Origin of the sequence: Aureimonas sp. AU20 (genome assembly GCF_001442755.1) — a bacterium.
Lineage (GTDB): Bacteria > Pseudomonadota > Alphaproteobacteria > Rhizobiales > Rhizobiaceae > Aureimonas.
Genome location: NZ_CP006367.1, coordinates 1120146 through 1132474, shown reverse-complemented (window position 1 = coordinate 1132474; position 12329 = coordinate 1120146). Strand labels below are relative to the sequence as shown.

General features: G+C 68.4%; 11 protein-coding genes. 5 read left to right on the top strand and 6 right to left on the bottom strand.

Going from position 1 to position 12329, the window contains the following annotated elements:
- Positions 1–21: 21 nt before the first annotated feature.
- From M673_RS05155 to pncB, 6 genes are all read right to left on the bottom strand, one after another.
- On the bottom strand, positions 22–912 hold the full coding sequence (locus M673_RS05155; RefSeq protein WP_061974166.1) for a dihydroneopterin aldolase: 891 nt from the start codon (positions 910–912) through the stop codon (positions 22–24).
- Complete coding sequence (kynU, locus tag M673_RS05150; protein WP_244493079.1) at positions 909–2174, bottom strand: kynureninase; 1266 nt, start codon at positions 2172–2174, stop codon at positions 909–911. The genes M673_RS05155 and kynU overlap by 4 nt, the downstream gene beginning before the upstream one ends.
- Positions 2167–2415 (bottom strand): Lrp/AsnC ligand binding domain-containing protein, encoded by a 249-nt coding sequence (locus M673_RS05145; RefSeq protein ID WP_061974165.1) that lies wholly within the window; start codon positions 2413–2415, stop codon positions 2167–2169. Before M673_RS05145 ends, kynU begins: the two co-directional genes overlap by 8 nt.
- A gap of 30 nt (positions 2416–2445) precedes the next feature.
- On the bottom strand, positions 2446–3288 hold the full coding sequence (locus tag M673_RS05140; protein WP_061974164.1) for an alpha/beta hydrolase: 843 nt from the start codon (positions 3286–3288) through the stop codon (positions 2446–2448).
- Between the two features lie 90 nt (positions 3289–3378).
- Positions 3379–4203: a ferredoxin--NADP reductase gene (locus tag M673_RS05135; protein ID WP_061974162.1), complete on the bottom strand. Its 825-nt coding sequence runs from the start codon at positions 4201–4203 to the stop codon at positions 3379–3381.
- 136 nt (positions 4204–4339) lie between these two features.
- Positions 4340–5644: a nicotinate phosphoribosyltransferase gene (gene pncB, locus M673_RS05130; protein ID WP_061974161.1), complete on the bottom strand. Its 1305-nt coding sequence runs from the start codon at positions 5642–5644 to the stop codon at positions 4340–4342.
- Between the two features lie 345 nt (positions 5645–5989).
- On the opposite strand from pncB, the gene M673_RS05125 reads away from it, so the two are divergent.
- The 5 genes from M673_RS05125 to M673_RS05105 all read left to right on the top strand — a co-directional run bounded on the left by M673_RS05125 (position 5990) and on the right by M673_RS05105 (position 12328).
- Entirely contained in the window at positions 5990–6994 is a 1005-nt protein-coding gene (locus M673_RS05125; RefSeq protein WP_061974160.1) for a M23 family metallopeptidase, read from the top strand.
- A 136-nt stretch (positions 6995–7130) separates the two neighbouring features.
- A complete protein-coding gene (ggt, locus tag M673_RS05120) occupies positions 7131–8861 on the top strand; it encodes a gamma-glutamyltransferase (protein ID WP_061974157.1) in 1731 nt (576 codons plus the stop codon).
- 144 nt (positions 8862–9005) lie between these two features.
- On the top strand, positions 9006–10244 hold the full coding sequence (locus M673_RS05115; RefSeq protein ID WP_082639181.1) for a YihY/virulence factor BrkB family protein: 1239 nt from the start codon (positions 9006–9008) through the stop codon (positions 10242–10244).
- A 123-nt stretch (positions 10245–10367) separates the two neighbouring features.
- Positions 10368–11537 carry a zinc-dependent alcohol dehydrogenase gene (locus M673_RS05110; protein WP_061974155.1) on the top strand — a complete coding sequence of 390 codons (1170 nt, stop codon included), beginning with the start codon at positions 10368–10370 and terminating at the stop codon, positions 11535–11537.
- Positions 11534–12328 carry an SDR family NAD(P)-dependent oxidoreductase gene (locus tag M673_RS05105; RefSeq protein ID WP_061974153.1) on the top strand — a complete coding sequence of 265 codons (795 nt, stop codon included), beginning with the start codon at positions 11534–11536 and terminating at the stop codon, positions 12326–12328. The genes M673_RS05110 and M673_RS05105 overlap by 4 nt, the downstream gene beginning before the upstream one ends.
- Position 12329: the final 1 nt, after the last annotated feature.

Genomic DNA, 12329 nt, shown 5'->3' with positions numbered 1-12329 from the left:
CGTCTTTCCCGCAGACGCCTCTCAGAAGCCGCGATCCTCGCGCCGGCGTCGAATCACGACGCCCACCGCCTCGGGCCCGAGATCGAGCTTTTCCACTTGAATCTCGACCGAAAGGAGCCGGCTGTCGCCGAGGAGATCGGCCGCCAGATCCTCGGCCAGCGCTTCCACCAGATCGGTGTGGCCCTGGTCGGCGAGACGGCGGATCGCGTCCGTCACGATGTCGTAGGAATAGACCTCGCTGACCTCGCGCGGGGTGCGGCTGGGGCGGCGCACCTCGGCCTCCACGGTGAAGCGCAGGCGCTGCGAGCGATCGCGCTCGAACCGATAGGCCCCGACGCGGAAGGGCAGCGTGAAGCCGCGCACGAAGATGCGGTCCGTTTCCGGCAAGTCACGCTCGGGCGCCAGCGGCGCGGCGGGCGTGCTCAACATGCGCCGGCCGGTCGCCAGCGTTTCGGCATCGAGTTCCTCAAACACCAGCGCGTCGGGCGCCAGCACCAGAAGGCGCGGAATGTCGGGCAGTTCGAGCCGGCCGCCGAACCAGCATTCCAAGCCGGCCTCGCGGCAGGCGCGCTGGAACTCGGCCAGGGTTTCCAGCGAAAAGGCGCGCAGCAGCGCTCGGTCGGGATCGAGCAGCACGACGGAATAGCCGCCGCGCAGCACGCCGACGAACTCGTCCGGCGCTTCCAGCCGCGCCACGCGCAGCGGGTCCGCCGGCAACGTGACGTCGCCGGCCATGGCGAAGTAGAGTTCGGGCTGGCCGTCGCCGCGCCGCTCCACCGTCCCGGCGGCGCCCGGCCGATCCCGCCGCGCCGGCGCCAGGACGTAGTCCGCCCCCGCCTCCAGCGCGCGGCGCGCCTCCTCGGGGGAGCGCACGGCGATGGCGAAGCGACAGGGGGGTTTGGAAAGCGTCATGTCACGGTGTTCCGGCGCTGGAAGCGTTCGTCCTCGTGGCGGCCGGAGGCGAGAAGCGCCGCCATCGTATCCGCCGCATGGAGGGCATCGGCAAAGGAATTGTAGAGCGGCGCGAAGCCGAAGCGCAGGATGTCCGGCGCCCGGAAATCGCCCACGACCCCGGCGGCGATCAGCGCCTGACACAGGGCGTAGGCGGCGGGGTGGTGAAAGGAGATCTGGCTGCCGCGCAGGGCCGGCTCGCGCGGGCCGGCGAGCGTGAGGCCCCGGCCCTCGCAAAGCGTCTCCACCGCCTCCACGAAGAAGGCGGTCAGCGCCATCGACTTCTCGCGCAGCCGGGACATCTCCACCCCCTCGAACGCATCGAGCGCCGCGTCGAGCGCCGACAGCGCCAGAACCGAGGGTGTGCCGGTAAGGAAGCGGGCGATGCCCGGCGCCGGCCGGTAGCCCGGCTCGAAGCCGAAGGGCGCGGCATGGCCGAACCAGCCGGACAGAGGCTGGCGGGCCGCCTCGCCGTGGCGCGGGGCGACATAAAGGAAGGCCGGCGCGCCGGGGCCGCCGTTCAGATATTTGTAGCCGCAGCCGACGGCGAAATCCGCTCCGTCGCGCGACAGGTCCACGGGCAGGGCGCCGGCGGAATGCGCGAGATCCCAGAGCGCCAGGGCGCCGTGGTCGTGCGCGAGGGCCGACAGAGCCGCCATGTCATGCAGCGCGCCGGTGCGATAGTTCACCTGCGTCAGCATCAGGACGGCGGTGTCGCCATCCACAAGCGCGGGGATTTCCTCCGCGCTGTCCGCCAGACGCAACTCGTGCCCCTGCCCGAGCAGGGCAGCGAGCCCTTCGGCCATGTAGAGATCGGTCGGGAAGTTGGACCGCTCCGACACGATCACACGCCGGCCGGGGCGCAGCGCCAGAGCGGCGGACAGGACCTTGAACAGGTTGACCGAGGTGGAGTCGCAGGCAACGAGCGCCCCCTCCTCCGCCCCGACGAGGCGGGCGATGCGCGCGCCGACGCGGGCAGGCAGGTCCACCCAGGAGGCCGCGTTCCACGAGGAGATCAGCCCCTCGCCCCATTCCTGGTCGACGACATGGCGCAGCCGCTCGCGCGCGGCATAGGTGAGGCAACCCAGCGAATTGCCGTCGAGATAGGTCACGCCATCCGGCAGGTGGAACAGCGCGCGGCGCGAGCGAAGCAGATCGGCCCGGTCGGCCTCCCGCGCGCGATCACTTAAATCCTGAAGCGGCGCCAGCGGGGCGTCAGCCACGTCCGAAGGCCTTGAAGGCGACGGTGGTGAACGTGTCCATGACGCCGTCCACGGTCTGCAACCGCTCGGTCACGAAATGGCCTATGTCGCGCCCAGCCTCGAGATAGAACTTGGCGAGAAGATCGTATTGGCCGGAGGTGGAGTAGACTTCCGAAATCTCCTCCACGCTTTCCACCAGGGCGTCGGCCACGGCATAGGCCGCGCCGGGGCGGCATTTGAACTGAACGAAAATCGCTTGCATCGAGAGAGCGCCTCCACCGGCGGAGAGCTATCAGAGCGAGGCGCCCGCCGTCAAAATCCTTGTGACCTGCGATCCTGGGACGGCCAATTCCTCCACCACGTCGAAATGGTGCCGGCCGGGAATTTCCGCCGCCTCGATCGGCGCGCCGAGCCCGGCCCAGGCGGAGGCGAGCGCAAAGGTCTGGCGCCGCAGCTCGGGGAGCTCCGCCGCGCCGACCACAGCATGGACCGGGCAGGGATGCACGGGCTCCAGCAGCATCGGGCTCTCGCTCAGCGCCTCGGCCGCGTCGATGCGCAGCGTGTCGTTCATGCGCGTGCGGCGGATGGGGCGAAGGTCGTGGAGGCCGCTGACGGGAACGACACGGTCGATGCGCCCCAGCACCGGGCCGGGCAGCGGCGTGCCGGACGAAACCATGCGTGCGACGAGATGACCACCGGCGGAATGGCCGACGAGGCGCACCGGGCCGGCGATGCGCTCGGCCGCCAGCGCGACGGCGCGCGCCACGTCGGCGGCAATGTCGGTCAGCCGCGCCTCGGGCGCCAGGCGGTAGCTCGGGATGGCGAAGGCGAAGCCGGACTCCACCGCGCCTCGTGCCAGATGCGACCAGACATCCTTGGAAAGCGCTTTCCAGTAGCCGCCATGGACGAAGACCACGAGGCCCCGCGCCTGCCCCTCCGGGTGGAACAGGTCGAGGCGATGGCGGGGATTGTCGCCATAGGGCAGGTCGATCTCGGCGCGCCGGCGGGCAGTCAGCGCCTCGCGGAAGCCCGCCGCCTCGCGCTCCCAGCGCGGCACGAAAGTCTCGGCGCCGCTGACGGCGCCGGAATTGTCATAGGCCGCATCGAAATCGGCGACCGGGTTCCACTGGGTCATGACACATCCTCCCTGCGGCAACAGGAATAGGGCGCCATGGCCGCCGCGTCACGCCCCCGACATCACGCCCTCCGGTGGGACGCCCGGTCGTCAGTCGACGAAGGCGCGCTCCACGACATAGGTGCCGGGCTTGGAATTGGCGCCCTCGTCCAGGCCGAACTTTTCGCAGAGCGCGGCCGTTTCCTTCAGCATTTCCATGGAGCCGCAGATCATGGCGCGGTCCACCGCCGGGTCGATCCGGGGAAGACCGAGATCGGTGAAGAGCTTGCCGGTTTCCAGAAGCGTGGTGACGCGCTCGCCCTTGTGGTCGCCCTCACGAGTGGCGGAGCCGTGGTAAAGCAGCTTGTCGCCGACGATCTCGGACAGGATCTCGTCGGTCTTGATCGCCTCCACCAGCTCCTGCCCATAGTGCAGCTCGGCCAGCGTGCGCGTCGTGTGGGTGAGCACGACCTGCTCGAACTTCTCATAGGTCTCGGGGTCGCGGATCACGCCCGCGAAGGGCGCGATGCCGGTGCCGGTGGAAAAGAGATAGAGCCGCTTGCCCGGCAGAAGCGCGTCGAGCACCAGCGTGCCCGTCGGCTTCTTGCGCATCAGCACGGTGTCGCCCGGCTGGATGCGCTGGAGATGCTCGGTCAGCGGGCCGCCCGGCACCTTGATGGAGAAGAATTCGAGCTCTTCGTCCCAGGAGGGGCTGGCGATGGAATAGGCGCGGAACACCGGCTTCTCGGCATTGGGCAGGCCGATCATGGCGAACTCGCCGGTGCGGAAGCGGAAGCTCGCCGGCCGTGTCATGCGGAACTTGAACAGGTGGTCGGTGTAGTGCTTCACCTCCGTCACGGTCTCGGCGAAGACATTGGCCGGGATCGGAAAGGCGGGCGCGTCGGAGGCGAGCGGGGTCTGGACGGGGGCGTTCATCGGGGGCCCTTCGGCAGCATGGGGGACACGGCGCGGCAGGCCGAGGGGCAAGCCGGCATCGCGGCGCGAGACCGCACCGCAAACGGATTTCCCCTCTCCTGACCCATCGAGCCCCTAAAAAAAAGGTCGATTATTCTCAAACCAGCACGTCGCGCGAAATTTCCGCCTTGGTGCCGAAGATGCGGCGATAACGCTCGATGTCGGCGGCGGTGCCCGTCGCCTTGGCCGGATTGTCCGACAGCTTCACCGCCGGGCGCCCGTCGGCGTCCATCACCTTGCAGACCAGCGAGATCGGATGGAGGCCCGGCGTGTCCTCGGGCGCGACACCGCGGAAGTCGTTGGTGAGATTGGTGCCCCAGCCGAAGCTCATGCGCACCCTCCCGTCGAAATGGCGATAGGTCTCCTCGATGGAATCGACGTCCATCCCGTCGGAGAAGACAAGCAGCTTGTCGCGCGGGTCGACGCCCTTGGAGCGCCACCATGCCATGATCGCCTCGCCGCCCTCGATCGGGGGCGCGGAGTCGGGGCGAAAGCCCGTCCAGTTCGCCACCCAGCCCGGCGCGCGCTCCAGGAAGGACGCCGTGCCGAACGTGTCGGGCAACACCACCAGAAGATTGCCGCCATACCAGCTCTGCCAGGCTTTCAGCACCTCGTAGGGCGCGTCGCGCAGCTCCGCGTCCGAGCGCGCCAAGGCGGCGTAGACCATGGGCAGTTCGTGCGCATTGGTGCCGATGGCTTCGAGATCGGTCTCCATGGCGAGAAGCACGTTGGAGGAGCCGATGAAACGGTCGCCCAGCTTTTCCTTCAGCGCTTCGACGCACCAGCGCTGCCACAGGAAGGAATGGCGCCGCCGCGTGCCGAAGTCGGACATGCGGATGGCGGGCAGCTTGTCCAGCCGCTCCACCTTCTCCCACATCTTGGCCTTGGCCCGGGCATAGAGCACGTCCAGCTCGAAGCGGCCGTAATCCTTCATCGCGGCGCGCGAGCGCAGCTCGTTGATGATGGCGAGCGCCGGGATTTCCCACATCATCGTGTGGGTCCAGGGCCCGTGGAACATCAGCTCGTACTGCCCGTCGCGCTTGGCCAGCTCGTAGGGCGGCAGCTGGAAGTCGCGCAGCCATTCCAGAAAGGCGGGCAGGAAGATCTGCCGCTCGCCATAGAAGGAGTTGCCCGCCAGCCAGATCATCTCGCGCTTGGAGAAGCGCACCGAGCGGGCATGGTCGAGCTGGGCGCGAAGCTCGCCCTCGTCGATCTCGTCGGCGATCCGCACGGTGCGGGTCCGGTTGATGAGCCGGAAGGTGACCTGCGTGGTCGGGTGCAGGCCCCAGACCATCTGCAGCATCAGGAGCTTGTAGAAATCCGTGTCGAGCAGCGAGCGCACGATCGGGTCGAGCTTGAACGTGTGGTTCCACACGCGCGTCGCGATATCCGTGGCGACCATGAGCGGTCCTTCCGATGCGCCTGGCGATTCGGTCCTGATCCTTATCCTATCGTCGGGGGCGATTGTAGTGCGTGCCGGTCAACATCACGTCTGGGGTGGCACTGCCTGCTTGCGAGCAACGCTTGAGAAGCCATTGCGCATCGCCGGCGGCTTGCGTGACGCCATTCGTGGTCTGATCGGATCGATTAGAGATGACCAAGCTAAAGCCCCCACGTCCCTCCTCGCCCACCGCCTCCCATCCCGTTGCCGTCGAGCACGTCCGGAACCTGAGCGCGGGCGCTGCCTCGACGCCTCCGCCGCCCTGTGCCACAAACCCGCCGGATGCCGAAACCGAGGGTCCTTGCCATGTCGCTTCGCCCGGCCCGCCTCGCCGCCCTTCTCGCCGGGGGCCTCGCGCTGTCCGCGCCCGCCGAGGCCGAGGATACAAGCCGCCTGGGACTTCCCGTCACCTGCGAGATCGGCCGGGACTGCTTCGTCCAGCAACTGCCCGACATGGAGGCCGGCCCCGGCGTCCGCGATCCGTTCTGCGGCATCGCCGCCTATGACGGGCACGACGGCATCGACATCCGCCTCCTTTCGCTGCGCGACATCGCCCGCGGAGAGCCGGTGGTCGCCGCGCTCGCCGGCACGGTGAAGGGCGGGCGCGACGGCATGGAGGACCGGCTGGCCTCGACGCCGGCCCTTCGCGACGCGGTGCAGTCCGTCGAATGCGGCAACGGCGTCGTTCTCGACCATGGCGAAGGACTAGAAACCCAATATTGCCATCTGCGCAAGGGGTCCGTGCGCGTGCGGTCGGGCGAGCGGGTGGAGGCGGGCCAGACGCTCGGGGAGATCGGCGCCTCGGGTCTGGCCGAGTTTCCCCATGTGCATCTGTCCGTGCGGCGGAACGGCGAGCGGATCGACCCTATATCCGGCCATTCCGTCGGCGGCGGCTGCGTGGCCGAGGACACCGAGCGCGACACCCTGTTCACGCTTGATGCCGCCGCGCGCCTCCTGCGTCCGACGACGCAGGTCCTGGCCATGGGCCTTGCCGGCGAGATGGTGGACTACGGCAGGCTCGTTCAGGACGGGCCGCCGCCGCCGGCGACGCTCCGCTCTCCCATCACGGTCGGCTGGGCCTGGCTCGCCAATCTGCGCAAAGGCGACCGCGTCCGCTTTCAGCTGACCGATCCCGGCGGCGCACAGGTTCTCGACACAACGGCCGAGCCGCTGGACAACAACAAGGCGGTCTATTCCGGCTTGGCCGGCCTGCGGCGCCCGCCCGCGCCCGGCCCGTGGACCGTCGCCGTCGAGATCCTGCGCGAGGGAAGCCCGGTTCTGCACGAAACACGGCAGATCGACCTGCGCTGACTGCGCCGGGCCCGCCGAGACCGGCCGCCGCAAGACCGGAGCACGACAGGGCCGAAGCGTGACAAGGCCGCCGGAAGGGGGCAGTCTCCCCTCAGTCGCCTCGCCATGGGCGGCACAACGCCGGAGGAGCCGCGCCATGCCTCGCCCATTCCGCCTTGTCCTTGCCACCTGCCTCGTCGTCAGTTTCGCCAGCGGCGCCAGTGCGGCCTCGCCCGCGCCGGTCGGGGCCGAGCACGGCATGGTCGTCACCGCGCAGCGCCTCGCCTCCGAGGTCGGCGTGGCCGTGCTGCGGGCTGGCGGCAACGCGGTGGATGCCGCCGTGGCGGTGGGCTACGCACTGGCCGTCACCTATCCCACCGCGGGCAATCTCGGCGGCGGCGGCTTCATGACGCTGCGCATGAAGGACGGGCGCACGCGCTTCCTCGACTTTCGCGAGCGCGCGCCCGGCCGGGCCTCGAAGGACATGTATCTCGACGCCAAGGGCGAGCCCGTGCCGGGCCTTTCCACCGACGGCTATCTCGCGGTCGGCGTGCCCGGCTCGGTCGCCGGCTTCGAGCTGGCGCGCGAAAAATACGGCACCAAGGATCGCGCCGCGCTGATCGCCCCGGCGATCCGTCTGGCGCGCGAGGGCTTCGTGCTCTCGCCGGGCGATGTGGAAAGCTTCGCCGACGCCAATGCCGATCTCGCCAAGGACGCGGGCGCCAGCGCCATCTTCCTGAAGAACGGCACCGAACCCTATCGCGCCGGGGAGCGGCTGGTGCAGAGCGATCTGGCCGGCGTTCTGGACGCCATCGCCCAGCGCGGGCCGGACGGGTTCTACCGGGGTGCGGCGGCGGAAGCGATCGCCAAGGCCAGCGCCGCCCATGGCGGCATTCTGGAGACCGCCGATTTCGAGGCCTACAAGGTGCGCGAGCTCGATCCCGTTCGCTGCGACTATCGCGGTTACGAGATCATCTCCTCCCCGCCGCCGAGTTCGGGCGGCGTGGTGATCTGCGAAATCCTCAACATCTTGGAAGCCTATCCCCTGAGCTATACCGGCTACGGCTCGGCCGAGACGGTGCATCTCATGGCGGAAGCCATGCGGCAGGGCTTCGTCGATCGCAACTCGGCGCTGGGCGACCCCGACTTCGTGAAGAACCCGACCGAGACGCTGCTCTCGCAGGCCTATGCCGACAAGGTGCGCGCGCGCATCGACCCGAACCGGGCCGGCGTTTCGAGCGCTATGAAGCCGGTCGGCAGCGAAAGCCACGAGACCACGCATTATTCCATCATCGACAAGGACGGAAACGCCGTCGCCGTGACCTACACGCTGAACGGCTCGTTCGGCGCGCGGGTCGTGGCGCCGGGCACGGGCGTCCTTCTCAACAACGAGATGGACGACTTCACACAGAAGGTCGGCGTGCCCAATCTCTACGGCCTGATCCAAGGCGAGGCCAATGCCATCGCGCCGGGCAAGACGCCGCTTTCCTCCATGAGCCCGACGATCCTGACTGAGAACGGCGAGCCGGTGATGGTGATCGGCTCGCCCGGCGGCTCGCGCATCATCACCATCGTCGCCGAGGCGATCATGAACGTGGTGGACCACGGCATGACCATTCAGGAGGCGGTGGATGCGCCCCGCATCCACCATCAATGGCAGCCCGACCGGATCACGATCGAGCCGCGCGCCCTCTCGCCCGACACGATCCGGCTTCTCGCCGCCAAGGGCCACAAGGTGAGCGAGGACCCGAACTGGCCGGTCTGGGGTCAGGCGGCGGGCATTCTCGTCGGCGGCCCCAGCCTGAAGGCACGCGACCCCGCCAACCCCGAACGCTTCTTCGGCGCGATCGACGCGCGGGCGGGCTCGGGCGCCGCGATCGGCTACTGACCGCCCGCTCGCCCGACAGGCCACGCTGCCGCCATCCTTTGGCCACGACTTCGCCTCGCAGGGATCGGTTTGCCGCATTGCAGCGTTTCCGCAGCGAGGCTCGGTTCGGCCTCGCGGCAGGAACGGCCAAGGGGGCAAGAGGCGATGGGCGAACGGACGCAATCCAGGCGATGGGCCGGGGTATCGGCCAAGGCACCGGGGGCGAGATCGGCCAAGGGATCTGCCAAGGGTCTGGCTAAGGGATCGGCGACGGGCGACGTGCTTCTCGGTCTCGTGTCGGCGGGCGCGCTGACCGCCATCGGATTCGTCGCCGGCAAGAGCGAGACTTGGAGAGACCGGGACAGCGAAGGCCCCTGGCCCGGGGAGACTGAGAGCAACAAGCCCGGCTGGGCCGACAGCGCCGCCCCCGAGGGCGAAACGGCCAAGGTGCCGGCCGACGAGGCGGCGCGCGGGCGCACGGCGGCCAAGCCCACGGCCATTCCCGCCCAAGGCTGGAAGGACGTGCTCTGGCGCACCTACGAGGAATTCTCAAGCGACCGGCTGATGCTGGTCGGCGCCGGCGTCACCTTCTACGTGCTCCTCGCGCTGTTTCCCGCGATCACCGCCTTCATCTCGATCTACGGCCTGTTCAACGACCCCGCCAGCGTCAATGACCAGTTGCAGAACATGGCGGGCGTCCTGCCCAGCGGCGCGCTGCAGATCATCGGCGAGCAGATGCAGCGCGTCACCTCCAAGGAAGGCGCCAAGCTCGGCTTCGGCATGGTGTTCGGCCTCGGCGTCGCGCTGTGGAGCGCCAATGCAGGCATGAAGACGCTCTTCGACGCCATGAACATCGTCTACGACGAAAAGGAGAAGCGCGACTTCGTCAAGCTGACGCTCGTGACGCTCGCCTTCACGCTCGGCACGATCTTCGCCCTGATCGTGGCGCTCGCCGGCGTGGTCGTCCTGCCCATCGTGCTGGAATTCCTGCATCTCGGCGGGCTGGAGACCTGGCTCCTCGTCCTGCGCTGGCCGATCCTTCTCGTGCTGGTCGCGCTCGGTCTCTCCATGGTCTACCGCATCGGCCCCAGCCGTTCGGCGGCCAAATGGCGCTGGATCGCGCCGGGCAGCCTGTTCGCCGCCGCGCTCTGGGTGGTCTTCTCGCTCCTCTTCTCCTGGTACGCGCAGAATTTCGGCTCCTATGACGAGACCTACGGCTCGTTGGGCGCGGCGATCGGCTTCATGACCTGGATCTGGATCTCCACGATCGTGGTGCTGTTGGGCGCGGAGCTGAATGCCGAACTGGAGCACCAGACGGCGATCGACTCCACCACCAGCCCCGCCCAGCCCATGGGCCAGCGCGGCGCGTCCATGGCGGACACGCTGGGCAAGCCCAAGGTCTGAGGCATCGGCTGGCGAGGGTCCTTCGTCAGCCAAACTCTCCGGGCGGAACCGCCCTTCGAAACCTCCTGTTAACCCTTGGACACCGGCGGGGCCGAGCGCCCGCCCGGCCCCGATGGAGGTTTCATGAAAGCGCTGACCTGGCACGGCAAAGGCGACATCCGCTGCGAAAGCGTCCCCGACCCGAAGATCGAGGATGCGCGGGACGTGATCATCAAGGTGACGTCCTGCGCCATCTGCGGCTCCGACCTGCATATCTACGACGGCGTCATTCCCGACATGCATTCGGGCGACATTCTCGGCCACGAGACCATGGGCGAAGTGGTGGAAGCAGGCTCGGGCGCGGGCGACCTGAAGGTCGGCGACCGGGTGGTGGTGCCCTTCACCATTTCCTGCGGCGAGTGCTTCTTCTGCAAGCGCGGCTTCTTCTCCGGTTGCGAGCGCTCCAACCCGAACAAGGCCCGCGCCGAAAAGCTCTGGGGCCATTCGCCCGCCGGCCTGTTCGGCTATTCCCATCTTCTCGGCGGCTATAGCGGCGGCCAGGCCGAATATCTGCGAGTGCCCTATGCCGATGTCGGGCCGATCAAGGTGCCGGAGGGGCTGACCGACGATCAGGTCCTGTTCCTGTCCGACATCTTTCCCACCGGCTACATGGCCGCCGATTTCTGCGACATCAAGCCGGGCGATACGATCGCGGTCTGGGGTTGCGGGCCGGTCGGCCAAATGGCGATCAAGAGCGCCTTCATCCTCGGCGCCGAGCGCGTGCTGGCCATCGACACCGTGCCGGAGCGCCTCGCCCTCGCCGCGAAGAGCGGCGCGATCACGCTCGATTTCATGGACGAGGACATCTACGAGCGCATCCAGGAGCTGACCAACGGGCGCGGGGTCGACGCTTCGATCGACGCGGTCGGATCGGAAGCCCATGCCACGGGCTCGCTCGACGCCATCATCGACCGGGTGAAGGTCGCGACCTTCATGGGCACCGACCGGCCGCATGTCCTACGCCAGGCCATCCACTGCACGCGCAATTTCGGTACCGTGTCGATCGTCGGCGTCTATGGCGGCTTCCTCGACAAGATCCCGATGGGCTCGGCCATCAACCGGGGCCTCACCTTCCGCATGGCACAGACCCCGGTGCAGCGCTACCTGCCGCTCCTGATGGAGCGCATCGTCAAGGGCGAGATAGACCCGTCCTTCATCATCACCCACACGGGATCGCTGGAAGACGGGCCGGAGCTCTACAAGACCTTCCGCGACAAGAAGGATTCCTGTGTCAAAGTGGTGCTGAAGCCATGAGCGCGGCAAACGAGGCGGCAGGCCGCCCTCTAGCCCTGGTGACTGGGGCCTCCAGCGGCATCGGTCGGGAACTCGCCCGGCTCTGCGCGGCGGAGGGTTTCGATCTGGTGATCGCAGCCGACGAGCCCGAGATCGAAGCCGCCGCCGCCGAGCTTCGCCGCTCGGGCGTAAGCGTGGATGCACTGGAAACCGATCTCTCGAGCGTGGAAGGCGTCGATACGCTTCTCGCCGCGCTTGCAGGGCGCCCGGTCGACAGCCTCTTCGCCAATGCCGGCCGGGCGCTCGGCCACGCCTTTCTCGACCAGGACTTCACCGAGGCACGCCACGTCCTCGACACCAACCTGACCGGCACGCTCTACCTCATCCATCAGGTGGGCCGGGACATGCGCCGGCGCGGCACGGGGCGCATCCTCATTACCGGCTCGATCGCCGGCTTCGTGCCCGGTCCCTTCATGGCGGTCTACAACGGCACCAAGGCGTTCCTGAACAGTTTCGCCTTTGCCCTGCGCAACGAGCTGAAGGATTCAGGCGTCACGGTCTCCTGCCTCATGCCCGGCGCGACCGACACGGAGGTCTTCGCACGCGCCGACATGCTGGACACCGCGATCGGCCAGGCGCCCAAGGACGACGCGGCCGAGGTGGCGCGCGTCGGCTTCGAGGCCGTCATGCAGGGCAAGGGCGACGTGGTGAGCGGCTGGAAGAACAAACTCGCCTCGGCGCTGGCCAATGTCACGCCCGCCCCGATCCTGGCCGAGCAGAACCGCAAGCTCGCCGAGCCCGGCTCGGCCTGAG

What these genes read in the sequence shown, in the direction of transcription:
- M673_RS05155 (WP_061974166.1), bottom strand. Translation starts at nt 912, where the DNA reads ATGACGCTTTCCAAACCCCCCTGTCGCTTCGCCATCGCCGTGCGCTCC.
- M673_RS05145 (WP_061974165.1), bottom strand. Translation starts at nt 2,415, where the DNA reads ATGCAAGCGATTTTCGTTCAGTTCAAATGCCGCCCCGGCGCGGCCTAT.
- M673_RS05140 (WP_061974164.1), bottom strand. Translation starts at nt 3,288, where the DNA reads ATGACCCAGTGGAACCCGGTCGCCGATTTCGATGCGGCCTATGACAAT.
- M673_RS05135 (WP_061974162.1), bottom strand. Translation starts at nt 4,203, where the DNA reads ATGAACGCCCCCGTCCAGACCCCGCTCGCCTCCGACGCGCCCGCCTTT.
- pncB (WP_061974161.1), bottom strand. Translation starts at nt 5,644, where the DNA reads ATGGTCGCCACGGATATCGCGACGCGCGTGTGGAACCACACGTTCAAG.
- M673_RS05125 (WP_061974160.1), top strand. Translation starts at nt 5,990, where the DNA reads ATGTCGCTTCGCCCGGCCCGCCTCGCCGCCCTTCTCGCCGGGGGCCTC.
- ggt (WP_061974157.1), top strand. Translation starts at nt 7,131, where the DNA reads ATGCCTCGCCCATTCCGCCTTGTCCTTGCCACCTGCCTCGTCGTCAGT.
- M673_RS05115 (WP_082639181.1), top strand. Translation starts at nt 9,006, where the DNA reads ATGGGCGAACGGACGCAATCCAGGCGATGGGCCGGGGTATCGGCCAAG.
- M673_RS05110 (WP_061974155.1), top strand. Translation starts at nt 10,368, where the DNA reads ATGAAAGCGCTGACCTGGCACGGCAAAGGCGACATCCGCTGCGAAAGC.
- M673_RS05105 (WP_061974153.1), top strand. Translation starts at nt 11,534, where the DNA reads ATGAGCGCGGCAAACGAGGCGGCAGGCCGCCCTCTAGCCCTGGTGACT.